General features: G+C 37.3%; 20 protein-coding genes and 1 tRNA gene. 5 read left to right on the forward strand and 16 right to left on the reverse strand.

The window, feature by feature from the left end; all coding sequences use genetic code 11:
- Positions 1-2: 2 nt before the first annotated feature.
- Positions 3-1,925 (reverse strand): BatA domain-containing protein, encoded by a 1,923-nt coding sequence (locus Q360_RS0101900; protein ID WP_027075581.1) that lies wholly within the window; start codon positions 1,923-1,925, stop codon positions 3-5.
- 100 nt (positions 1,926-2,025) lie between these two features.
- Positions 2,026-3,033 (reverse strand): glycosyltransferase family 2 protein, encoded by a 1,008-nt coding sequence (locus tag Q360_RS0101905; protein ID WP_027075582.1) that lies wholly within the window; start codon positions 3,031-3,033, stop codon positions 2,026-2,028.
- 411 nt (positions 3,034-3,444) lie between these two features.
- Here Q360_RS0101905 and Q360_RS0101910 point away from each other — a divergent pair.
- Both Q360_RS0101910 and Q360_RS25585 read left to right on the forward strand, forming a co-directional pair.
- Positions 3,445-3,529 (forward strand) — tRNA-Ser (locus Q360_RS0101910).
- A 249-nt stretch (positions 3,530-3,778) separates the two neighbouring features.
- Entirely contained in the window at positions 3,779-3,925 is a 147-nt protein-coding gene (locus Q360_RS25585) for an Arm DNA-binding domain-containing protein (RefSeq protein ID WP_156949976.1), read from the forward strand.
- A 273-nt stretch (positions 3,926-4,198) separates the two neighbouring features.
- On the opposite strand, the gene Q360_RS0101920 is transcribed toward Q360_RS25585, so the two are convergent.
- From Q360_RS0101920 to Q360_RS0101960, 9 genes are all read right to left on the reverse strand, one after another.
- Positions 4,199-5,014, reverse strand: a complete 816-nt coding sequence (locus Q360_RS0101920; RefSeq protein ID WP_036194886.1) for a hypothetical protein — start codon at positions 5,012-5,014, stop codon at positions 4,199-4,201.
- Positions 5,015-5,051: 37 nt separating this feature from the next.
- A complete protein-coding gene (locus tag Q360_RS0101925) occupies positions 5,052-5,996 on the reverse strand; it encodes a DUF5829 family protein (protein WP_156949977.1) in 945 nt (314 codons plus the stop codon).
- Positions 5,997-6,023: 27 nt separating this feature from the next.
- Entirely contained in the window at positions 6,024-6,653 is a 630-nt protein-coding gene (locus tag Q360_RS0101930; RefSeq protein WP_156949978.1) for a hypothetical protein, read from the reverse strand.
- A gap of 177 nt (positions 6,654-6,830) precedes the next feature.
- A complete protein-coding gene (locus Q360_RS0101935) occupies positions 6,831-7,367 on the reverse strand; it encodes a carboxypeptidase-like regulatory domain-containing protein (RefSeq protein ID WP_027075587.1) in 537 nt (178 codons plus the stop codon).
- Positions 7,368-7,381: 14 nt separating this feature from the next.
- On the reverse strand, positions 7,382-7,921 hold the full coding sequence (locus Q360_RS0101940; protein ID WP_027075588.1) for a hypothetical protein: 540 nt from the start codon (positions 7,919-7,921) through the stop codon (positions 7,382-7,384).
- Positions 7,922-8,178: 257 nt separating this feature from the next.
- The gene (locus Q360_RS0101945) at positions 8,179-9,609 is read right to left on the reverse strand and encodes a DUF3526 domain-containing protein (RefSeq protein ID WP_027075589.1); all 1,431 of its coding nucleotides are present in this window, start codon (positions 9,607-9,609) and stop codon (positions 8,179-8,181) included.
- Positions 9,596-11,017, reverse strand: a complete 1,422-nt coding sequence (locus Q360_RS0101950; protein WP_027075590.1) for a DUF3526 domain-containing protein — start codon at positions 11,015-11,017, stop codon at positions 9,596-9,598. The genes Q360_RS0101945 and Q360_RS0101950 overlap by 14 nt, the downstream gene beginning before the upstream one ends.
- Positions 11,014-11,730 carry an ABC transporter ATP-binding protein gene (locus Q360_RS0101955; RefSeq protein WP_027075591.1) on the reverse strand — a complete coding sequence of 239 codons (717 nt, stop codon included), beginning with the start codon at positions 11,728-11,730 and terminating at the stop codon, positions 11,014-11,016. The genes Q360_RS0101950 and Q360_RS0101955 overlap by 4 nt, the downstream gene beginning before the upstream one ends.
- Positions 11,731-11,743: 13 nt before the next feature.
- Positions 11,744-12,961 (reverse strand): GTP-binding protein, encoded by a 1,218-nt coding sequence (locus tag Q360_RS0101960; protein WP_027075592.1) that lies wholly within the window; start codon positions 12,959-12,961, stop codon positions 11,744-11,746.
- A gap of 842 nt (positions 12,962-13,803) precedes the next feature.
- Between Q360_RS0101960 and Q360_RS0101965 the strand changes: the two genes are divergently transcribed.
- Positions 13,804-14,151, forward strand: coding sequence for a hypothetical protein (locus Q360_RS0101965; RefSeq protein ID WP_027075593.1), 348 nt, complete (start codon positions 13,804-13,806; stop codon positions 14,149-14,151).
- 507 nt (positions 14,152-14,658) lie between these two features.
- Here Q360_RS0101965 and Q360_RS0101970 read toward each other — a convergent pair.
- Positions 14,659-15,015, reverse strand: coding sequence for a hypothetical protein (locus Q360_RS0101970; protein WP_027075594.1), 357 nt, complete (start codon positions 15,013-15,015; stop codon positions 14,659-14,661).
- Between the two features lie 1,323 nt (positions 15,016-16,338).
- On the opposite strand from Q360_RS0101970, the gene Q360_RS0101985 reads away from it, so the two are divergent.
- A complete protein-coding gene (locus tag Q360_RS0101985; protein WP_156949979.1) occupies positions 16,339-16,551 on the forward strand; it encodes a hypothetical protein in 213 nt (70 codons plus the stop codon).
- Between the two features lie 214 nt (positions 16,552-16,765).
- Here the strand turns inward: Q360_RS0101985 and Q360_RS0101990 are convergent, their stop codons facing one another.
- The 4 genes from Q360_RS0101990 to Q360_RS0102020 all read right to left on the reverse strand — a co-directional run bounded on the left by Q360_RS0101990 (position 16,766) and on the right by Q360_RS0102020 (position 20,598).
- Entirely contained in the window at positions 16,766-17,911 is a 1,146-nt protein-coding gene (locus Q360_RS0101990; protein WP_027075596.1) for an NHL repeat-containing protein, read from the reverse strand.
- A 1,199-nt stretch (positions 17,912-19,110) separates the two neighbouring features.
- A complete protein-coding gene (locus tag Q360_RS24340) occupies positions 19,111-19,323 on the reverse strand; it encodes a hypothetical protein (RefSeq protein ID WP_027075597.1) in 213 nt (70 codons plus the stop codon).
- Positions 19,324-19,456: 133 nt separating this feature from the next.
- Positions 19,457-19,624, reverse strand: coding sequence for a hypothetical protein (locus tag Q360_RS25590; protein ID WP_156949980.1), 168 nt, complete (start codon positions 19,622-19,624; stop codon positions 19,457-19,459).
- A 266-nt stretch (positions 19,625-19,890) separates the two neighbouring features.
- Positions 19,891-20,598, reverse strand: coding sequence for an NUDIX hydrolase (locus Q360_RS0102020; RefSeq protein ID WP_027075598.1), 708 nt, complete (start codon positions 20,596-20,598; stop codon positions 19,891-19,893).
- Between the two features lie 77 nt (positions 20,599-20,675).
- On the opposite strand from Q360_RS0102020, the gene Q360_RS0102025 reads away from it, so the two are divergent.
- A complete protein-coding gene (locus Q360_RS0102025) occupies positions 20,676-23,099 on the forward strand; it encodes a beta-glucosidase family protein (RefSeq protein WP_027075599.1) in 2,424 nt (807 codons plus the stop codon).
- Positions 23,100-23,188: the final 89 nt, after the last annotated feature.

A 23,188-nucleotide genomic window follows, 5' to 3' on the forward strand; every position in this document is an offset into this window, starting at 1 on the left:
TTTTATTTCAATAATCTTTGGAGTACGGTTTCTAAGAAAACAAATAGCAATGCTAAAATAGCGAACCATTTCCAAAACTCGTTTATACTGTTTGTCTTTTGGGCTTTTTCAAAAAAGCTCGGAACGGTTTCATAGACACGATTCGTCGGTATATTTTTTAGGCTTAAGTAGGACAATATGCTCTCGGCTCTGTTGTAGTTGAAGCTTATGTTTTTTAGTAGTACACCATTATTCTCTATTTTGAATGTTCCATCTGTGGTAGGATTCTCCATAAAGGTTAGGGCTACCTTTTTTGGCAGTAAGCGTTGCTGCGGAATAAACACTTCCGTTCCTTTAACCAAGGTTAGAATGTTATCTTTGGATAGAGATATGGGAATCTCAACGGTAATAGGCTCGCCCAAGATATTATACAGCTGTGGTAACTTTAAACTGTTTACGCCCATATTGTAAAATGTGGGCACTATTAAAGGAGAACTCTTAAAGTTTGAATTATCCTGTGATAAACTGGCAGTAAAAAAATAGGCATTTTCTATACCTATCAAAAATGGAGCGTTGTTCTGTAATCCCAATACAGTTGGGTTTGTTGTCCTTATTGAGAAGTAGCTATTTACTTTTGGATATTGAAAATTAGCTACTCTTTTTTCAAAGACATTTTTGTATATCGGATGGTCAAATATTACATTGGCAACGGCAATTTCCTGATTTATTTTAGTGGTGTACCGTGTGTTAAAATACGCTGTAGCAAGCTGGTTGTAGCTTTCAATATCAATATTCGGAGCTGGAATTAAGATGATATTACCTCCGTTTTCGGTGTAGGATTTTATCGCCGTGGTAAGGCCTGTGGGAATCGTTTCCAATTCGTTGAGCACAATAAGGTTATAATTTGCTACGGTGGCGTAGTTCAGTTGTGCTAAACTACTCGTTGAAAACGAAAACTCCGGATTCGTAAATATTTTGGAGAGATAGCTTACATCCGAAGCACCAATGGCAAGCACTTTCAGTTTTTCAGGCGTATTTATATTAAAGTAGAATTGGTTATCGTAGGAGAGACCGTTATCTGACAGTACCACCTTGCCTATAATAGACGTGTTTGAGTCGATAGAAAAACGAACAGATGCCTTTTGGTTTTGGTTGAATTTAGCAGCTGTCTTTGCAATTAGTTTATCCCCATTGTATAATGATATGGCGGTGGTTTCCAAGGGATAACTGGAAGAAAGATTGGCGGTAAGTTCTGAATTATCGGTATCTATTGTGCTTAGATAAATAGAATCTATAGCGACGTTGGTTGGGGAGAGTAAAGGCTGTTGTACATAGTGAATGTTTGCTTCTAAAAGACTGTCGGTTGGGATTGGCCCCATACGGGTCTGGAAATCGGAAATTAGGATGGTGTTCTTACTGGTACCAGTTTTGTTTTTAAAATACGTTTCTGCTGCCAGAATAATTTCCTTAATAGTCAATTGGTTAGCGCTAATATGCAGTTGAAGCAGTTCGTTTTTAATTTCGGGTATCGCTACATTGGTAAACACTTTGTCGTTGGTAAATAAAGTGAAGCGTTCTTCTTGCGGTACGTTTTTAATAAAATCCTGTACCATACTTTGCAGGAGTGTGCCACTTTGTGTCTTGGCTTGCATACTAAAGGAATTGTCCAGATAAAATATGTTCTCCTTCTCCTGTAATGCAATGGCATCTGCTTTAAAAGGTTGAGCAAAAGCTATTACTAGCGCTGCAATAAGACCTAACCTAGTAAAGAGGAGCAACCATTTTTTAATAGAACTGCTCTTTCTGGATTCTGAAACTACTTTTTTAAGCAGTTTTACGTTGGTAAAGGGTGTTTTCTTAAACCTTCTAAGCTGAAAAAGATGAATAATAATTGGAATGACTAGAAGTAGTAGTGCCCAAAGAAGTTCTGGATATTTAAACTGCATTCCTGTTTTTGCTTATGCAAAGATACCTATTTTGAAGGTACCAGCTTTCGCCTTGACTAGTAAATATTTTGTCATTAATAAAATGGAGGGGCGCAGTTTTTTAACAGAAAAAAAAGTAATCTATCGCAGCTACTTTTCCTAGCGTACACAAGTAGTTACGTATTTTTTGTTGTTCATATTCATTAGCCACGGTAATGATGCTTTGAAAATTGATTAGGTTTTCCAACTCTTGATATGGCTGCATGATAGTGCTGTAAATTTCCTTGCCTATTTTATTGTGGTTATCACAAACCCAAGTAAAATCTATATTTTCCTTTTGGAGTATTTGGGCGATTTGCTTCCCTTTTTTACCCGCTCCCCAGAGGCTCAATGGTCTTTCCGTTTCCCGATTGAGTTTCAAAAAGTAATGTAGTTTAATATCCAAAAAATAGTTTTGGGCATAATGTGCGCTGGTGCGGGAGGTGCGGGAATCGTAATCGCGCCATAAAAGAAGCACCTTGTTACAAGGAATAATTTTTAGACCTGAAGCATAAAACCTAAAAGTAAGGTCATAATCTTCAGGGTAGCGTTCGGAATCAAAAGCACCACAGGCATCAAAATCGGTTTTATGAACCATCCAACAAGGGGAGGGCACCACGCATTCTTTATATAATTCGGAGAAATTACTGCCTTTAGCGGTTAAACCGTTTAGCCAGTTTGCATAGCGCTCATACCCATTACTAATGCCATGCTCAGCAAAGTAAGTAACCTGTCCAACGGATAAAAAGCCCATTCCACATTGAATCAAATCCTTAGTCATCTGTATAATTCGTATAGGAGTCATGATATCATCGGAATCCATTCTGGTGATTAGGCTACCCTTACTTTTAACATAGGCTGTTCTTAAAGCCTGTATAATTCCGTTTCCATGGTTGGGATAAGTTTTTATTCGTGTATCCTTCTTGGTGTAAAGCGTAACAATTTCTAAGCTATTGTCAGTAGAATTGTCGTCTATGGCTATAACTTCCCAATTGGTATATGTTTGGTCCATAATGGAATCTAAACATTCCTTTAGGTATGCCGATGTGTTTTTATAGGGAATAAGAATGCTGACTAATGGCTGGCTCATTATAAACGCGATGCATATGAAAAAGCAAACTACTATGGATTGTAGAAGTATCCAATCTTTAGGGTTGTTTATTTAATTAAATTGATAGTTAGTAAGTTTTAAATTCTTTTTTAATATTCTTAAACAAAAATGATTTGAACTGAGTTAATATCCGGAACCTTTAATTTGTTTGGTATTGATCAACAACTGAAAACACCTAAGTCTTTTAGTATCGATTGTAATTTGCATTTAGGTATAATTTAGTTTTACATGGAATATGAATTTATATCGACGAATAGGTTCGGTCGTACTACTTTAACTAAGGACTATTGATTAAATTAATTTTAAATTAAATTAATGAAAAGGTTATAATAGGTAGAAAAAGCTTTCTATATTTGCACCCGCATTCAGATAATAGCTGATGAGACACTTGGAGAAATGGCAGAGTGGTCGAATGCACTAGTCTTGAAAACTAGCGAGGGTCACACCTCCGGGGGTTCGAATCCCTCTTTCTCCGCTTAGGAATTACCAAATTCCGCTAAAAGCCCGTAAACAATATGTTTTCGGGCTTTTTTGATTATTACAAAAACCATCTAAAACTATCTAAAACCATCCAATACCAAATGATTCGGTGCGTGATTTGGTGCGTAAATTTTCAAACTAAAATACGCAACGAATTAACTGTTAAATACTGACATACAATTACTTATAGGTTATTCGTGTTCTTGTATTTTGTATCTTTAATTGGAACAAAAACTACGCACCGATGCAAAATAGATTCTCAGTTCTTTTTTATCCTAGAGGTAACGACATAGACAAAAGTGGGCATGCACCTATTTATCTAAGAATTACAGTAGATGGAAACCCTGGTTCTATCATACGCAAAGGGGTATCCGCGCGTATCCAAGGTTAGAATGCGGTCATGTATCTCTAAGGCCCGTTGTACTAATTCTTCTTCAGTTTCAGTTTTTGTAACTGTTGTTGGGGTCGGTTTTTCTTTACAATTGTAAAGAAAAACTACAGTTAAAAGAAAAAAGGTTACTATTCTTAATAACTTCTTCATGGTATTAGTTTGTTATTAAAATGATACTAAACAGATGGTAGTTACTAAATTTCAGAGCGTTCCCTAGAGGAGAATACACCTATCGGAATAAGCACGGTAACTATTGTATATTGATAAAAATGATTATTCTGATAGCGTCACAGTTCTGCTCACTTTGTTAAAAGGTCCGGGAATATAGTCTCCTTTAGCGTCTATTAAGGCCAAATCTATCGATACCTCTCCCATAGGCAAGCCCTTAATGATTTGTGGTGCCCATTCGGTTATGATAAACTCTTGACCATTAATAGTAGCACGTACCTTATTACCTTCTTCGGAAAGTGTGGTGTTAAGTACAAAGAAATCTAATAAGAGATTTTCTGTATCCTTTCCTTTATAGGTTCCCTTTGGGCGACTATAGATTAAAGTAGGTGCCGATATGTCCATTCCTACGGTATCCTCTGGGTTAGTACCGACACTAAGTTTTTTAACGACGACCGAGTTTGGGTTCTTTACGGACTCATGGTAGGACCGGCTCAAGAAAGCAACCAAGTGGTGTACACCTTCGGGTAGTTCTTTTTTAAAATCGGGTTCGTAGTGCGCCGAATAAGGTTGATTGTTCAGAATAAAATGAATGTGTTGCCCTTTACCGGAGTTTGCTAGTGCCTCTGTATTGGGTCCTGTTGTTTGTGCACCCAGTTCATAATTGTCCACGGTAAAGGAAAAATCCGTTTCTCCGCCCCCTTTTATTTCTCCGCTTGCTGGTTGTTTCATTCCCAAAGCAGCATTTAAATAGGCAGGGGAACCCTCCAACTTTTCTAAGGTAATGGATGGTGCCTTTGACGTTTCCATGACCTCTTCCACTTGGGTTTCGGTTTGGGTGGTTGCGTTTTTTTTCTGGTCTTTACAACCAATGATTCCTACTGCCATTGCTAGGTAAATTGTGCTTTTCAATGTTCTCATTTTTCGAGTTTTAAAATTAATATTTGATTTAAGAATGCTATTCATAGGTATTTGCGAAAGTCCATACGGATTGATGGCCAGAATTGATAATGACCAAATCTCCAAATGCCTTCACACTTTCATCCGCTCGATTCAAGGTGCAAAGCAGTTTGTGAATATGGCTTTGCTCTTGTTCTGGATGTAACATCAGCTTGATGTCGATATCTCCGCTGCGTACCGTAAGGGTATCACCTACCTTTTTTAACAAGGGGCAGCCCAAATGACGCATTTCCTGTGCAATACGATTATAATCAGCTTGATTACAGGCCAATTCGATGCTAGAAATCCCTTTAAAGAGCTTTTCCGGTGCATATGTTTTCTTTAAAAATAGGTCTCTAGCATAGTTTTCATGTTCTGAACCATGCAGACTTGTCAGGAATTCTGGATTGTAAAATGCGTACCAACTTTGCATATTGGTTTTCGGTCCTTTTGTATAAAATGCTTTGAACCAAACGTCCTCTGTTGCTGCTAAGGGTTGCACAATGGTTTCTGAAAAAGCTAAATAAGGAGTGTCTTCCTTTTTAAGTTTGGGCGCTATACTATCATTAAATGATTCTTTATGGTGGGTTAGGCAAAAACCAATACCACTTTTACCTTTGGCTGCTCCGTAGGCATTATCAGGCCCTAGAATTTCGACGTAGTGATGATGTCCTCTTAAATAGCTTGTGGTCGTATTTTCAGTTATGGGATGAAAATTTGGCAAACCCTCATCGATTGCCGCATAAGATTCCATCCATTGAGATGCTTTTAAAAATTGGGAATAAGAAATACTATCCAGCGTTATATACAAATGATTGAACAATATATCTGATGTTTCTTGTTCGAATAGCATATCAATCTTCTGGTAATCAATAGTAGGGGTAGGGGATTCGCCAGTATTTTGTTTGCATGACAACAAGACTAGTTGCAGAATACATAAGAGATAAAGGATTGTGGTTTTCATTAGTTTATATCGTTTAATACATAGCGTTTAGGATTCAATTCCTATAGTTTCTACTTTTTTACTTCTGTTGTAAAATACAGCTAGCCATAGCAGCTGAACCATATATAAAAACGGTTCTGCTATACTAGTATTTGGATGATTATAAATGGTCCAAATGAAGAGTGTTGCGGCCGTTAAGAAAAAAATAAAGTGAGCGGTTCTAAATCCTGTATCTAGAATACTATGAAACAATACCGAGAGCAATAGTAGCAGATGTGCCGTATTTGATAATACATAAAACGTTTCAAAACCTTTACCTAATAGCGCAGCGCTATCTGTTATTGGTTCAAAAGAAAAGAATCCATGAAGGCTATATGTTACACCATAGAAAACAATAAATAATTCTGGTAATGCTGCTAATTTCATACCAAATAGGACTATTTTGGTAAACGAACCATAATAAAGCAAGCACCCATAGAAAAAGAATGCAAATTTATAAACCCATAGATTATTATAATTATTTTTAATTATGGTATTTAGGGAATCAGATACCCATATTGATTCATTCGTCGCCATAAAATAGGTGCACACTAAGAAAACAGCAAGTACAAGTGCTGCAAGCGTATTATATTTTATTAAATCGCTATTCTTAAGTCTGTTTACCTCTAGATTTTTCATGGCTATGTTCGTTTGTGTTGCATCATACATCGTCTTCAAAATATGCCTAAATTTTAAAATGGTTTTAAAAAAGTAATCTTGCTAATGAACTGGGTAGTCTGTTGTACTGGGTCAAAAACATTCGTTTGCGTATCGTTACATACCAGATAAATACAGGACAAGGGCATGTATTCCCAACTAAATCGTGCGTTTACCCGTCATCCCGTTAAGGTATACTTCGGCAGTACTACCAAAACCTCCTGTTTGACGTACGACTACCCCAGGAATCTGTTTAATGATATCGCTAGTATTGGTATTCCTGACACGAAACTGTTCCGTCTCTAAAACTGAAACATTGACCGTACCTTCCCGAACTTTTTGTGATTTGGATTTGCCAATTACGGTAACCTCGGACAAAGCCGCAGTTGCCTCTTTACGTATTATTTCTAGTCGTATCTGCTGATTCGTCATTAGAGAGACCCTCTTACCTAGGGTTTGGAAACCGATGGAAGAGAATTTCAAGGTATATTGTTTTTCTACTGCTAGGCTAAAACCAAAGTACCCTGAAACATCTGTGCTGGTATAGTTCCCATCTGGATTCAATTGAACCGTAATGTCTTGCAAGGGATTTCCGCTTTCGTCCATAACATTTCCTGAGATTTCTGTTTTCTGGGCATGTAAAACTTTCGCAATTATCAGAGATGTAGTTAGTATAAGAATGGTTTTAATGTTCATTAATTTTATTGAAATCAGTTGGTGCAAATTCCCTGTAGCAATATTGGCTGCAGGTTAACTTCATAAGCATTTAAAAAATTATCTTGTGTTGAGTCATACATATGTGCGCTCATTCGTATAACCTCTTTGCTAATATATGCACCTAAATAAGTGCTCTCTTTTAGACGGATAATCTGCCGTGCCAAATGATTTGCAAGCAGGAATTGCGTTTTACCTTTTGCACTAAGTGACCGAGTAGTTTTAGATTTTAGATTTGTATTACTAGGGACCGAGTTGTTTTTCTCGGATTGCAATAAGGGTAATATCGAATTATGTAAAAATCCGTTGTAGTAGGGGTTGTCTATGGTACCGACGAAATGAATTTCAGATATATTTCTCCGCTGCAGTACCCTAATTATGTCTCCTTGCGTTGTTTTGTCCCAATTAAAAAACATACCTACGGACGTATAGAAATAGGAATTTCCTTTAAACCTCTTCCGAATTTGGGGTTCGATAAATTCGCTTGGACACACCAAGAACAATCTGTTTCCTTCAATTTCCCAATCCCTGCTCATATTGTTATCATTTTATAGTGGACATAAAAATGAAAAAGATTCACTCCAAATTCGTTGCGGTTGAAAGTCTTATTTATAATGATATATGCTACTTTGACCTCTACGTTGTTAGGTGCTATAAGGAAATAATCACCACTAATAATGGCGTTAATTACTCCTAAAATCTTTCTAGTCTTAACTCCTCCTTTTCTGCATTTTTGTAAATGTTTCAGCTTTTGTATACGTATAGTTTAAAGTTTGATGATGACTGTTTTTGGTTAAATAATGCTATGTTTTTCATCCGACGAAACATAAAAACGTAAAGCTCCGACCCCAAGAACCACTAATCCTGAACATAACAGTATCACCAATACGGAAGACTGGGATTGGTTGTTAATTGGTGTGTAAGTAAACTCCGGTAATTGACCATAATCCTCGGAACTGAAAGCTTGGTTGTTGTACAGCATTGGTAAAAAATGGTCGCGCCATTCCCCTGCGAAGACAATCACCCGATTGCGATATCCTTCATAAGATTCGCTGCCATTATCTGCCAGTTGATTCATAGATCTCTGCACTAAAATAGCTGGAGAAAGCCATGTAAAATGATCAAGTAACTGCTGTTGTTTTTGCAATTGATTTTCGTACTTGGACAAAACTGGTTCCAACTCTTTTTTAATCAAATTCTGAGATGCCATGTAGCTGTGCCAAAACGAACGCTCCTGTGTAGTATCGTTGACCGCATATTCAGGATGGTTTCTGAGGTAATTGTCCAAGATTACATCTTGGCGTTCCGTGGCCTCGGCCTTAATGGTTCGCATCTCATTAACCATTAAAGCGCGCGAGGGTATGGGATATAGGGTACTGCCCAATTGATTTAGTATAGAGGGAATCAATAGTACAAAAACCACCCATAAGCCCAATAGGGCGACTGCATTCTTTGCCGAGCTTTCTGCCCATAGGTTCACGGCAAAGGCGAGCGCAAACCAGAAGAGCACATAGGTCAAGCTAATGCCCAAAAAACTAAGAATTGCGCTAAAATTGTTCGATACAGGAACTTGATTCGCTAAAAACACCAATAGTACCGTAGCTGTTGTAATTGCTGCTAGCCAGAAGAATCTGAGTGCTAATTTTTGCATTAGCCATTTATATAATAAAATAGGCTGTGCCGCCAATAGCCGAAGTGAGCCGCTTTCCCGTTCCGAGGAAAGTACATCATAGGAGAAAGCTATAATCAACAGGGGCAAAAGAAAAATGATGACAAAAGCAAGGTCAAAACTGCCAAAAAGTAATTGTACTGGACTGGTCATTTCAGAAAAATTAAGGGCAAGGTCGTCACCCCTAACTGTCGGCTTAACAAAATGTGTAAACATATCGCTCTGCCCCGTGGCCAAAAACGAAAGTTCGGATGGCGGTTTACTCGCCACTCTCGGATGATAATTACCTACCGCCATGGGCGTATTTGGAATAGTCCAAGGACGGGCAGTTACTGTGAGGCCATGTTCCACCGAATCCAATAGTTTCAACATATTTTGGTCAGACGTTCGTATCTCGGCAGTCACCTTTTCAATATCCGCCTTCCTTTTTTGTGTCTTCTGCTGCCCATTATAGGTAGCAAAACCAAATAGCATTATTAATATGCCTATTAATACCTGTATCCATTTGCTGCGAAAAAGTAGTATCGATTCGTATTTGAAGTTATATCGTAACATCGTTGTTTTTTTTAGTAGTAAAGAATAACAGACCAAAGGAAAAAACAGCCCACAGTCCTAATATGCCGAAGTTGGAACGGTTGTTTTTCAGTATTTGGCCAAGCTCAGGAGGATTGTAGTCGAATGGTGGCAATTCTTGCCAAAACGCTGCGGTGGCCTTGTAGCCAATTTCTCCATATCTAGTGTTTTGAGCCGTATTGTTGTTCAAGAACTCTTGGGTGGCGATTCGATAATTTTCTGCCGCATCGGAAAAATCCCAATGCGTGGCATAGTCTGTCTGGGCGATGGCCATACTCAGAAAACGAGCTGGAAGAAATGGCGATAGCAAGGCCAAACTACGATAAGTTCCCGATTGGTTTTCATATTGTTCCTTGAGGTAGTTGTAATGCTTAAAATACACCTCGGCCTCGTGTTCTTCCCCTTTTTGTGCCAGATATGCGCTAAAATTGAAAGGGAGTTGTTGAAGACTATCTACTTCATATTCTGCTAAGACTTGTTCTTCCAACAATTTTGCCTCCTTGCTCCAAGGATTGTGTCCGTCAATACCTGCATCTTTATCCTTTAGCACATTTGCGGCAAATTCTTGCCGTGTAGGGTAGGGGTGCCTAGCCTCGGCAATATTACTCGCCGCCTTGGGAGCAGCCAAACAGGCAATAATCCAAAGAGAGAGGGAAATAACCAAAGAGATTCCAGAACGTTTGGTCCATTGGGAAACCCAGAGTACCAAATTGGTAAAAACAGCATAATAGAGTAGGTATACCAAGCCCAATACGAGTAATGAATTCCATTGAAACACCCCATAATCTTGTAGGTTGGACAATACGAGCCCCGCCAACAGCAAGAGCACCACCGTTATGGTCAAAACCGGTAAAAATAAGGCTGTCCATTTGCCCAAAACAATCTTCCAACCTTTGGCTCCTGAACTTTTTATCAAGGCATGTGTTCCTAGTTCCCGTTCTTTGGTAAACGCATTGTAACCCAATAAAACAATAAGTAAGGGTATGATGAAGAGTAAAATGAAATCGGGTGTTAAATCTCCAAAGCGAGCTAGTCCGGTCTGGTCGGTCGCTGCGCTGAACTGTGCCTCGTTTCGTTTGTGCGCTTCCAAAAAGATTGATGTGCCTACATATTTATCCACTCCCTGATCTACCAATGATAAGGGATATTTTGGTTTAAAAGCATAGGTACCATAATGTGCTGCCGAATGGGGGTTCTTTTCGCCCTGATTATCCCATACCTCACGTTCGCTGACCTTGGCAGCGGCATAATCGGCATTGGTTTTTTGATACTGTTGGCTGCTGATCCAAACGGCGATGCCTAAAAGCAGGAGCACAATTAACAAACTGGTGCGAACCCTACCGTCCCTGAACAATTCCTTTAGTTCCTTGTTGATGGTTTTCCGTATCATGAGGCGATTGTTTTGTATTCCATCGTATCTAAATAGGCCTTTTCTAATTGGGAAAGTGAGATTGCATCTGCCACAAACTGTTGTTTCAGTTGTCCATCTTTCATAATACCGATGTGGGTGGCGACTTCCTTGGCACGGAAAAGGTCGTGTGTGGCCATTAGGGTAGCCACTCCTTTTGCTCTCAGTTTTTGGAGCAAATGGCCAAACTCATTACTCGCTTTTGGATCTAGGCCAGAGGTAGGCTCGTCAAGCAGTAGTACCTTGGCATCCTTTGCGAGTGCTATTGCAATACCTACCTTTTGGCGCATGCCCTTTGAGAAACTACTAATCCTTTTATGAAAAGCATCAGATTGGAGTCCTGCTTCCTCTAAAAATTCCTCCAATTGTGTTTTATTCAAATTTTTACCCCCAATTCCAGAGAAATAATCCAGATTTTCTACTGCGCTCAGGCTTGGGTACAACATCAGATTTTCTGGGATATAGGCTAAAAATCTCTTGGTTTCCAAAAGGTTTTCCTGAACGTCCAATTGATTGATAAAGGCACTTCCCGAGCTAGGTTGGATAAAACCTAATAACAAGTTAATCGTAGTAGTTTTTCCAGCACCGTTTGCACCCAAAAGGCAATAGATTTCACCTTCTTTTACCCGCAGTTCTAAGTGGTCCAAAGCGGTAAAGTCACCGTACTTTTTCGTGAGATTGTTTGTGATAATCATGTCGTTTCTTGTTTTAATGTGCGTTGGCAAGGCCGGAGGGAATAGGCCAATTATCCTCTTTAGGCCACTTTTCCACGTTCCATTTGCTTAGTTCGTTTTCGGTAAGCAAACAACCTTCTAATTGTTTAATTATAGCTTCTTTGTCAATGTATTGACCAATAAAGACCAGTTCTACCTTTCTGTCCCCGAAAGGAATTTCCCATTCTGATTCTATCATTTTTTGATTATCAACGAAAGCGGCATAATTGATACGCTCCTTGAAGGGCATGGATGCCCACCAAACTCCAGCTGGATCTGTCTTTAGCGATTCACCTGCAGAACTCCAGATTAGTGCCTCGTTAGGTCGTGTAGCAATCCAGAAAAGGCCTTTGCTGCGTATAATTGAAGTTGGAAACTGAGCCTTAGTAAAGTTTAGAAAGCGTTCTTGGTGAAAAGGCTTTTTACTGCGGAAGACGAACGGACCGATTCCGTATTCCTCTGTTTCGGAGAGATGCTCGTTTTCTAGTTCGCGGATCCAACCTGCAGAATTTTCAGCCTCTTCAAAATCGAAAAGATTGGTGTTCAACAGCTCCAGTAAGGGTACTTTGGAGTTTGTGGAAGGGAGTATTCGCGCCCCGGGGTTTAATTTGTGAAGGATATCGTATAGATTGCGTAGTTCTTCCTCGGTTACCAGATTAGCCTTATTCAATAGGAGTACATTGGCAAATTCTACTTGATCGGTCAGCAAGTTTACAATAGTCCGGTCGTCACCCTCAATATCGCTCAGTTTCCGGTCTACTAGGTATTCTGGACTAGAAAAATCCTTTAAAAAATTAAAGGCATCCACTACCGTAACCATGGTATCGACATAGCTAAAACGGCTTAGGTCAATGCTACCGTCCTCACTTTCAAAACTAAAGGTCTGTGCCACGGGAATAGGTTCCGAAATGCCAGTACTTTCAATCAACAGGTAATCGAACCGATTTTTTTTGGCCAATTTTTCAACTTCGACCATTAGATTTTCCCGCAGTGTGCAGCAGATACAACCGTTTGACATTTCTACTAGCCGTTCCTCGGTTCTAGAAAGAGTATTTTCATTTTTTACAATTTGGGCGTCAATATTGACCTCGCTCATATCGTTAACGATTACAGGCACTTTTAGGCCCTCTTTATTATGTAGTATATGATTGAGCAGGGTTGTCTTGCCCGCGCCCAAAAAACTGCTCAACACGGTTACTGGTAATTTCTTCATTATGAATTATTAAAATGTGAGAGAAGGGTTTGCGGGAAAAATGTAGATTTTCCCACTAATTCTTGAAGAATAAACACGGACTACCAAATACATATCTACATTACTATTTAATGATATGTACGACGAACGCATCATCAATAGCATAAAAGCTTTGAGCTGTTAAAATATGGTATTTCTTAATTTATAAGCCGTAGTTATCCCACCAGTAACTGTGGTGGAGGCTTATTGTATACAGAGGTGGGTGAAACTATTTTCGCAAGTGGGCTGTTGTATGAACGGAACACGATAGCGGTACTAGGGACAAAAACAACGTTTATGCCAACCGGTGTAGCGTCCTGTAGATATACATTAAACTGATGTGAATTTGCAGTAATATAACATTGTTCGCAAGAGACTGGAACGTCGTCGTCAGATATATGTTCGAAAGCATGCAAATCTGCAACCCTTGGTAAAAGGAAGACAACCAAAAACAGTAAGGCAGTAAAATAGTTACGTATTGGCCTTTGCATTATTTATTATTACAGATAGTATAAAATTAATCATTTTATGTTGATTAAAATCGTACGATAGCATAATTTTTTAGAAACCTGTCGTATTTTAAGAATTAAAATAGACCTGATTATCGCAAATACTTTTACTTTATTTTTCTCCAGAACCTCTACTATAGCTTAGAATTAAATACTGTTGAATAAATAATATACCTACGAAATACGTACTTATTTGCGCTGTTATCTTATCAGTTATTTCCTGTAAACAAAACCCAGCAGAAACTGCTGAGCATAAAGAAATGGTGGCAACTCATGCTGCTATCGAAATGGCTCATGAAAAAATGACCGCGGAACATGATGCAATGTAAAGATAACCACGAAGAAATGATAGCTGCTCATGCTGCCATTGAAAATGATTCATTACACCTTGAAATAGAAAAACAACATAGTGCTTTACTTGCAAAACACCAAGGGCTTATGGATTTACATACTGCCCTTTTGGACAAATATTCTGAACTAGAAACTAAGCACGCTGCTGGTGAGGTTACAATGTATGAAATGAAAGAAGAACACATGGCGATGACTTCAGAACATGAAAACATGGAAAAAGAACATCAAACCTTACTTTCTGAACATGAAATAATTGCTGAGGAAGATAAGAATATGATGATGGAAGATGCTGAGAAAGCTATGGAGAATTAACTTGATATTTCAATAAATCTCAGTCAAAGGGCCATTACGGCCCTTTTTTATTTTTAAGATATACTGATATTCTATTCAACAAAAATCAGAATTAAAAGTTAGCTCCCGAACCTTGAAAAACTCATTCGAACCCTCGGAGTTAACATTTTGAATATGTTAAAGTTTGAAAAATATATAAATGGTTTTTAAAGTTTTACTTGTAGCAAAAATTTCTAACTCCGTTTTAAGGTAAAAACATTTTTATCTTTAAATTTACAGTTAAATAACTGTAGTTCAAGTAGTTGAAAATTAGATGCGTAGTTTGGTGCTTAATTTTCATTTACTTGAACTCAATATGCTGACAATCAATATACTTTAAAATAATGGATAGTTCCTCTTTCTCCGCTGAAAAGCCCTGTAAACATTTTGTTTACAGGGCTTTTTTTTGTTTTGGATATTTACGTTATCCAAGTATGGGTCTGTTTTACGTTGCTTGTTTGAAAACCCACCTTTATTTGAACTTTAGTTTTAGCTAAGTTCTTTATTATTTACAGTAGTTGATTTATTTAATAACTTATCTGAAACCTTATATGTGGCTGAATACTGAAGGTTAGGTTGTTGTTTTTTGAATTCAGAAAATGCCTTTTTATACCATTTTGAATCCGTCGCTTTTTTCCTAAAGTCTTCATTTATTTTTATATCAATGGAGTTCCCTTCAAAACGAGGTTCAATTCCATATATTCCAATTCCTAACTTCTCGATTCGCTCTAAGACTATTTCAAAATCTGATTCGGAAAAATAGCCTTTAGAATCACCTTCAAATCCATCATTAAGGTTTTCTAAGTTTAGAAAGATATTTTTTTCAATAAATTCTGTTTTTTCCATAATATGTATTAGTAACAATTAGATATGATTATTGATGATAAAACATTTAACTGGTAAAGTTAAGTAATCCTTTATTTGAATTTGATATTTTAAATTCATCTAGGGGCATCGAATGGATTCGAATCATTAAAAAGACTATTACGGTTTCCTGCCTCGCCATTAACCCACAATGCCGTAAACTTTTATTTATTTGAACTTTTATTCATGAATTTTTTATTGAGAATAAATAACAACGTACTATCTAGTTTTTGGGTATTTTTAAAGCGATATGAGCGACTTAATCGGCTGTTACCGTTGGTTGTTTGTGAAAAAAAATAAATACTTTAGAGAGCTGTCTTGTTGTTAATAATTATAGCTTGGAGTTTAACTGACTTACAAGACCAGTAGTGCTGTTCTATTTGGAATTACAACTTCCCATTCAGATAAACAAATATCCATAACTGATTTAGTTTTATCTCATCCCTTTTACATGCGGGAAGATGCAAAATAGCCAAAGAGTTAAAATTAGATTTTATTCCATCAGGTATCTAGGGTGTCAAAAGGATAAAACCCATCAAGTGGTCACCATAATAGTGCATATTTATAGAAAAAGAAATGGTGGAGAATAGCACAATACATGCTATAAAAAGAGGAAATTAATTTATGAAAAGTAATTTTCATTTACTCTAAAACTAATATTTATTTTAAGATAGAGGCCCTTTTTTCACTCATCATTAACTTCAAATAACTTTAGGATTATATTTATTTTGCTTTCAAACCTCAAGAAATACAATCGAACCCCCAGAGTTTTTTATTTTTAAATATTAAATTTTGTGCAAACAAATCATTTCTAACAACAAATATTTTTTTATTCAATTTGAGGTCTGAAATTTTAGTTACAAATACAATAGTAAGCATATAGGATATACTTTTATCCAATTAAATACGCTGTAGATTCGTTCTGTGTTTTTTTAAAAGTTTAAATAATTGACGATTACAAAAATTATAAATATGAAATAGTTCCTATTTTTCTGCTGAAAATTCTTTGAAAGGCATCATAAAACCTGTAAATCTTTGCTTTATAGGTTTTATGATTTTAAGTAATACCATATAACACGATTTAGTACTAAAGGAAAAGGGACTTATTCGGTGTCACTTCAAAATCAAAATCAACTGACATCGCATGAAGTTTAAGTTGTTAAACTTAAATGTATTATCTTTAGTTATTGTTAGTTTTATTTGATTATAATGAAGTTATGGTTAATAATTTTTTATTTTTTTACAACGAAGTTCCTTTTTTTGAACCAAGTTTTCTGATATTTTTATAGTATACCAAACCCAACCATGACAGACAACATTAGGCGTCTTTACAGACACATGGACGAACCTACAAGGGAGGAAGCCTTAGCCTGCCTTCAAAAAGAGTTTAGTGTTAAAAATAGGAAGTTCGTAAAGAATGCATGGATTATCGGTGGGCGAATACCTGAGGCTTATCAGAGCAGAATTGTAGATTTGTTACAAAACTTAGTAAGAAAGCAAGCAACAAAAGATATCTGATGCTTATGACTACTTCATTGCTTTTCACCTATTTTTAAATCGAGTCATTCAGTTTTCGTCCAAAATTTTCTGGTTAATCTGTTTTTTTTAATCTCACTACAAAACACAATCATTCCATAAGGAAATATAATTCGTTCCTAAATAAATACGTATAATCTAGAAGTAGTCATTAGTTTGGTTTATGGACTTCTTAGAATACTCGCACAAAAAGCATTTACTTATCAAGTTTTAAGACGGCAAATTTTCCTTTATTCCATCCATGTACAAGCAAGTACAACTGTTTTAATCCATTTTTAGTTTCAATAAAATGAGGCCATACCTGATGAATGTTTGTTAATGTAGGAATATCTAAATCTCCTGGGATAATAGTAGATACTAGTTTTTCACCGGTATGCACGTAGATAGGAGCAGACTTCTGATCACCAATGGCACTCAAAGCATTTAGGAAATAATGCTCTGTTTTGTAGGAGACGTTACAAACTAAGCTATTTGCTGGAATATCATTGAAGGTTTCCACAAACTTGCCCTTTTTGGTGAATTTCACCACTTGACCTGCCGCACGATTGGCAACAAGGATGTGCTTGTTGTGGGCATAAATACCATGTGCGGTCTGAAATTGACCAGGATTATCTCCCTTTCCGCCCCATGCCAATTCACCCCAATTCCAAGCACCACCTTTTTCCTTTATGGTCATCACAAAATCTCCTTTAGAATACCCATGGGTTACATAAAGCGTACCTTTTAGGTAGGTTACATCGGTTACGCCAAAATTACTATCGGCAGAAGAAAAGAACGCATTGGCTGCAGCAAACTTGAATTCGCTTCCAGTTGGTTTTAAAATCTCACTTACAATCTTACCATCCAGGGTGAGTACAAGTACTCTTTTTCCTTCTTGTGTTACGGCAAGGTGCTTTTTGCCTTTATGAATAAAGAATACGATTCCATGTATATTATCCTTTAGCCGCTCATCGCTTCCCAAGGTCTTCCATTGCTTAAGATCAGGACTAATGGAACAGAGACCATACCCAGGAATTCCCGTATAAACGATTCCAGTTTCAGGATCTTCATTAAAGCCTCCGTGCATGCCAGGTTCAAATTCATGCGCTTCTTCAGGAAAAGCCTCGGTTAATTCCTTATCCCATAAAAATACAAACGCTCCTTGGCCCGTTACAAGCTTTACCTGTTTAGACCTTTGATTCGTTGTTGTTTGTTCTACCTGATGATTATGGGTAACAGAAGAATTCTCATGCTCATGGTGTGTGTAATCTTGATTTTCATGGGTATGCTGTGCTATTGATGTAGTTGAAAATAGAAGAAAACAAACGAATGAACTTATCGCAATTGATGATTTTTTTGACATGGTAGGTCGATTTTATTTTCACAAAAGATAGTCATTCCTTCTTTATATATTAAGATGGCTTAAAATTTTACTTTTAAAAGTAAAAGACCATTCCATTTTTTGAGATAGGCTACTAATTGACAAGGGAATCATATTGAATTTTATATTGTTCTTGACATAAAACCGAATCCTAATCTAAATTATGGAATAATTCAATCACGTATTTCAGCTATTTTTTGAGGAATAATACGTCATTTAAAGAGACGTATTTGGGATTAAATGAACTGGCAGATGTGATATTATTGCAACAGAAGCTACTATTTCACTGCGCTTAATGCCATTGATGGTATTGTCAAACTATTAATTCTTGCGTTTTGTAGAGCACAGTGCTTATTGGTCCAGGTATATACCTAATAAGGAATATGGGTTCATACGCTGTTGTTAGATTGTTTCCACTCCTAAAAACAAAGTATTGGTAGTTCTATCTATCGATTGCTAGCCAAGGATGTTATTAGTGAGGTAGCAAGAATCCTGAAAAATAGGTGTGAACTGAATATACCTGATTAGCAAAATTTCAAAGCTATTTATGGAAAGAAAACCACTGATAGATACCGCGTTCTAATATAATTTAAGACAAATGATTCATACAACTTTTTAAGCTAAAAAAGCAAAGCTGCCGTTTGTACCCTGTATACATAGCATAGCCATATAAGAATTTATGATTAACAGGGTAGTGATTTAAAGTAGGCTACAAAGGAATTTCTCTAGATAGTACTTTCATTATGAAAAAGACTGTTAGCGAGATTATGTAACAAACTATTGCTACGGAAGTGTCTTGATGCTCAACACGGTTTTTTAACTTTATATATATTGCTTTCATTTGAAATCATTTTTTATAAAATTATTTTAAATATCATTACAGGTTAGTAGAAAATCGGCAAAGGAGTGCAATCTAGGATGAATAGTAGCTTAGGTATTAGCAGTCTGAAATGGTTGCATTCTAACGAATTTATTTTCTTACGAAGAACATGGTTGTTTATGTAAAGCTAACTAACAGATTTTTGAATTAATTTTTTGGTGGCCTTTATTCCTTCTTCATTACTTAAATAGCCTTCCTTTGCTTGAAGGTTAAATAGTCCTCTTTCGTAATCAATGCTAACAATTCTGTTTAAACCTGGATTTTTTGATGATAGCAAAGATTCGTTTCAAATCTATTTCGTTTAAATTTCCGTTTTCATCACACTTATGGGTCTTGCACTCGCACCTTTTGGGTAGGGCATCAACTTTGCTATGCCTAGATATATATCATACTTTTCTAAACAGGTGGTGTTCCTATAACCATTAATATTCATGGTCTCGGGTTTGGTAGGATTAATACAGAAATCACCAAAATCAGAAAGTACACCTGCCCCTGGGTGATTGACATCTTTCATTATTACTGCCAGCCATTTTCCATTGCATGAATGCCCAACATGGTTTTCTACAATGATATTTATTTCGTGTTCATTTCCTTACTGTATCCTTCCAAGGCAGCGTTGGCTTCTTCTTCTGCAGTACCTGTTTGTTCTATACTTCCCAAATTGAAACAGAAGTAAAGTCCAATATTTTGGCCGCATCAGCGAATTTGCAGTAACTTTCTACCGCTATATCTCTTTTTGCTTTGTCAAGATTTATAATATTTTTATCATCGACCATAATTACGTTTTTCATCACTCCCAAGTCCTCTATACGCATTTTTAATTCCTTAAAAAGGAGGTATCATTAAGTTTATCCGCAAAAAACATGGATATATATTCTACAATGTTTACCCCAAATTCATTTTTTCCCCGTTCCGGAAATTTGATGGTATCGTGCTTACCTGGAAAGAATTTCCAAGCCAAAGAGAATTGAGCAAAGGAAATCGAATGTGCATCTAATTAATTCCTCTAACAATCACAGTTTTTAAGTCTTCTATTAATCAGCCATGGGAATACACTTTAGATATGTAATACCTGTATGTACTATTTTAAACTATATTGATAGGGATTGCTTCCTGGAGTTTCCTTTTTAACCTTTGGCAACCTTTCAAACATTCCTGAAGCTAGTATTTTCTTTTGAAACCGGCTGCGGTCCAAACTCTTCATAAGAATAGTCTGATGCAAGTTATGAAGCTGTGGCATGGTGAATTCATTGGGCAATAAATTATATGTTAACTGCTCTCGTTGTACATCTTCTTTTAGTCTCCTTCTGGCCGTATCTAAAATAGCACCATGGTCCAGCCCTACATCCGGCAAATCATCAAAACTGAACCATTGGGCAGCTTCATCAAAATCTCCGGGTTTAGGATTTGTATCATCTATAGCAACAAGAGAATAATAGGCCAGGGTTACAAAGCGATTGTTTATCCAATAATCTGCCCGCCATGGAATTTTTTTTATATCAAAGAACGCTTTAAATTCCTTGGTAAATTTGCGGTCTTTGTGACCAATAACATCCAGAAATTTAAAATGAGGTTTTTTCAAACTCGTACGTTCTTCTAAAATACGGGTTACGGCATCTCCTGTTGATTCATCAATTTTAATGTATCCCCCGGGCAGCATCCATTTATTACCGAGTTTAAGTAAAAGGCATTTCAATTTTGCATCTTGGTACCCAATTATAACAAGGTCAATGGAGAGATTTGGCAGGAAATAATCTTCACCGTGTTCAAGAAATTTTTGTAATTCCATAAAGTAAAAATACTAATTTGTGTCCATTTGTCACAATAAAAATTATATTTGTGGCGGATAGACACAATTATGAACTTATGAAAAATAAATTAAAGGTACTGTTAAAGGCTATTGGAGTCCTTTTGTTACTATTGGTACTTGCTGGCTTTCTTGGTTATTTTTACTTTAACTCAACTTTTATTGATTTTGAAGACGAGTATGCTGAAAAATATGATTTTCCTGAGCTTACAAAGGATAACTATACATTCTTGGACCGCAATGGGAATGGCGAGTTGGATGATTATGAAGACGACCGCCTATCTGTGAGTACTCGGGTTTCTGATGTCCTTTCCCTAATGACACAGGAAGAAAAGATACATTTGTTAAAGGGTTCGGGTCTTGCTTCTGCAATGGGTAGCGGAGTAGAAGGGGCAGGAATTCCTGGAGCTGTGGGAACGATTGTACCCACTCCAAGACTTGGAATTCCAACTATTTACCTATCCGACGGTCCGGCTGGTCTACGAATACAGCCCACTAGGGAAGGGGAGGACAGAACGTATTATTGCACGGCTTTTCCAATAGCCACCTTACTCGCATCTACTTGGAACGAGGAACTAGTATATGATGTTGGAAATGCAATGGGCAACGAGGCTTTACAATACGGTATCGATGTTATTTTAGGTCCCGGAGCAAATATTCATCGGCATCCTTTATGTGGTAGGAATTTTGAATATTTTTCTGAGGATCCATTATTAACCGGGTTTATGGGTGCTGCTATTGTGAACGGCATAGAATCCAATGGCGTAGGAACTTCAGTGAAGCATTTTGTGGCCAACAATCAGGAAACCAAACGAAATTCAAATGATGTACTAGTTTCCGAACGAGCGATGCGTGAAATTTATTTAAAGGGTTTTGAAATCGTAGTTGAAAAAGCACAGCCCTGGACCATTATGTCTTCCTATAATAAAGTGAATGGCACCTATACATCAGAAAGCAAATATTTGCTTACCGATGTTTTGAGGGGTGATTGGGGTTTTGAGGGCTTGGTCATGACCGATTGGTTTGGCGGTAAAGATGCCGTAGCGCAAATAAATGCGGGGAACGATTTGTTGGAACCGGGAACTAAAAAACAATGGGACGCTTTAATAGCAGGAGCCGAAGATAAAAGCTTGTCCAAAGCTGCTATTGATATATCTGCTGGTAGAATTCTAACCCTGATCTTTAATACAAAAAAGATGCAGGACTACAGGTTTGAAAATAATCCAGATTTGGTAGCTCATGCGAATACAACCCGTAAATCTGCATCTGAGGGTATGGTGCTGCTTAAGAACGATAATACGCTCCCGCTTAGTAATACCAAAAATATAGCGCTATTGGGAACTACCTCCTATGCCTTTATTGCTGGTGGAACGGGTTCCGGAGATGTAAACGAAGCCTACACGGTTTCTCTTGAACAAGGGCTGACCAATGCAGGGTTTGAAATCAATAAAGTGGCTAAGCGTATTTTTGAGGTCCAAAAGGCAGCAAATAAGGAAGCTTATATAGCGCCAGAGGGAATTGATGCCATGTTCACTCCGTTTGTGCCACCCGCTATAGCATATACTACTGAACAATTAATGGAAATTACCGCAACATCAGATGTGGGTATTTTTACCATAGGGAGAAATGCAGGTGAGGGCGGCGATCGTTTGGAATTGGATGACTTTTTACTAACCACACTTGAGCAAGAGACAATCACCGCTATAAGTACTGCTTTTCAGCAAGCCGATAAAAAATTTATTGTGGTATTGAACATTGGTGGTGTTATAGAGACTCAATCTTGGAAAACCAAACCAGATGCTATATTGTTGGCGTGGCAGGGAGGTCAGGAAGGTGGTAATTCCGTGGTCGATATCTTGAGCGGTAAGGTAAACCCGAGTGGTAAATTACCCATGACCTTCCCTATTGATTTGAACGACCATGCCTCCAACGCTAATTTTCCTTTAGATGGGGAAGGTCTGTCGTTGGTTGGATTGATGACTGGGCTTATAGCACCACCAGATGAGAAACCAGCGACTGAAAAGCTTCGTAATAAAGATTATACTGTCTATGACGAAGGTATTTATGTAGGTTATCGGCATTTTGATAAAGCTAAAACAGAGGTATCCTATCCTTTCGGATATGGACTATCATATACAAATTTTGAATATTCAAATAGTACTGTCATTGTAGAAAATGATACTATAAACGTGTCTTTAACCGTAAAAAATAGTGGAAATTTGGCAGGAAAGGAAATAGTCCAAGTATATACTGAAAAGCTAGCTTCTAGCATTGACAGGCCGGCACAAGAGCTTAGGTCCTTTGCGAAAACAAGAAATCTAAAAGCTGGTGCCACCGATAGTATTTCGATACGTATTCCGGTAAGGGAATTACAGTATTGGGATGAAAAACAGAATAATTGGGCACTAGAAAAAGGAGTTTATCTAATAAATGTAGGCGCTTCTTCTAGAGATATCAGATTAGCAGGAAAGGTTGAAATTTAAGGGAAGGAAACTACGCTAGAATTAGGGTATTCATTTTAGATTATCAATAGTAGTAGACTAATATCTAGATAGACATAACTATTTGGGGA

The organism is Maribacter antarcticus DSM 21422, assembly GCF_000621125.1.
Taxonomy (GTDB): domain Bacteria; phylum Bacteroidota; class Bacteroidia; order Flavobacteriales; family Flavobacteriaceae; genus Maribacter; species Maribacter antarcticus.

What these genes read in the sequence shown, in the direction of transcription:
- Q360_RS0101930 (WP_156949978.1), bottom strand. Translation starts at nt 6,653, where the DNA reads ATGAAAAATCTAGAGGTAAACAGACTTAAGAATAGCGATTTAATAAAA.
- Q360_RS0102020 (WP_027075598.1), bottom strand. Translation starts at nt 20,598, where the DNA reads ATGGAATTACAAAAATTTCTTGAACACGGTGAAGATTATTTCCTGCCA.
- Q360_RS0101970 (WP_027075594.1), bottom strand. Translation starts at nt 15,015, where the DNA reads ATGGAAAAAACAGAATTTATTGAAAAAAATATCTTTCTAAACTTAGAA.
- Q360_RS0101950 (WP_027075590.1), bottom strand. Translation starts at nt 11,017, where the DNA reads ATGATACGGAAAACCATCAACAAGGAACTAAAGGAATTGTTCAGGGAC.
- Q360_RS0101900 (WP_027075581.1), bottom strand. Translation starts at nt 1,925, where the DNA reads ATGCAGTTTAAATATCCAGAACTTCTTTGGGCACTACTACTTCTAGTC.
- Q360_RS25585 (WP_156949976.1), top strand. Translation starts at nt 3,779, where the DNA reads ATGCAAAATAGATTCTCAGTTCTTTTTTATCCTAGAGGTAACGACATA.
- Q360_RS0101945 (WP_027075589.1), bottom strand. Translation starts at nt 9,609, where the DNA reads ATGTTACGATATAACTTCAAATACGAATCGATACTACTTTTTCGCAGC.
- Q360_RS0102025 (WP_027075599.1), top strand. Translation starts at nt 20,676, where the DNA reads ATGAAAAATAAATTAAAGGTACTGTTAAAGGCTATTGGAGTCCTTTTG.
- Q360_RS25590 (WP_156949980.1), bottom strand. Translation starts at nt 19,624, where the DNA reads ATGCGTATAGAGGACTTGGGAGTGATGAAAAACGTAATTATGGTCGAT.
- Q360_RS0101940 (WP_027075588.1), bottom strand. Translation starts at nt 7,921, where the DNA reads ATGAGCAGGGATTGGGAAATTGAAGGAAACAGATTGTTCTTGGTGTGT.
- Q360_RS0101955 (WP_027075591.1), bottom strand. Translation starts at nt 11,730, where the DNA reads ATGATTATCACAAACAATCTCACGAAAAAGTACGGTGACTTTACCGCT.
- Q360_RS0101905 (WP_027075582.1), bottom strand. Translation starts at nt 3,033, where the DNA reads ATGAGCCAGCCATTAGTCAGCATTCTTATTCCCTATAAAAACACATCG.
- Q360_RS0101965 (WP_027075593.1), top strand. Translation starts at nt 13,804, where the DNA reads ATGATGCAATGTAAAGATAACCACGAAGAAATGATAGCTGCTCATGCT.
- Q360_RS0101985 (WP_156949979.1), top strand. Translation starts at nt 16,339, where the DNA reads ATGACAGACAACATTAGGCGTCTTTACAGACACATGGACGAACCTACA.
- Q360_RS0101925 (WP_156949977.1), bottom strand. Translation starts at nt 5,996, where the DNA reads ATGAAAACCACAATCCTTTATCTCTTATGTATTCTGCAACTAGTCTTG.
- Q360_RS0101920 (WP_036194886.1), bottom strand. Translation starts at nt 5,014, where the DNA reads ATGAGAACATTGAAAAGCACAATTTACCTAGCAATGGCAGTAGGAATC.
- Q360_RS0101960 (WP_027075592.1), bottom strand. Translation starts at nt 12,961, where the DNA reads ATGAAGAAATTACCAGTAACCGTGTTGAGCAGTTTTTTGGGCGCGGGC.
- Q360_RS0101935 (WP_027075587.1), bottom strand. Translation starts at nt 7,367, where the DNA reads ATGAACATTAAAACCATTCTTATACTAACTACATCTCTGATAATTGCG.
- Q360_RS0101990 (WP_027075596.1), bottom strand. Translation starts at nt 17,911, where the DNA reads ATGTCAAAAAAATCATCAATTGCGATAAGTTCATTCGTTTGTTTTCTT.
- Q360_RS24340 (WP_027075597.1), bottom strand. Translation starts at nt 19,323, where the DNA reads ATGAAAGATGTCAATCACCCAGGGGCAGGTGTACTTTCTGATTTTGGT.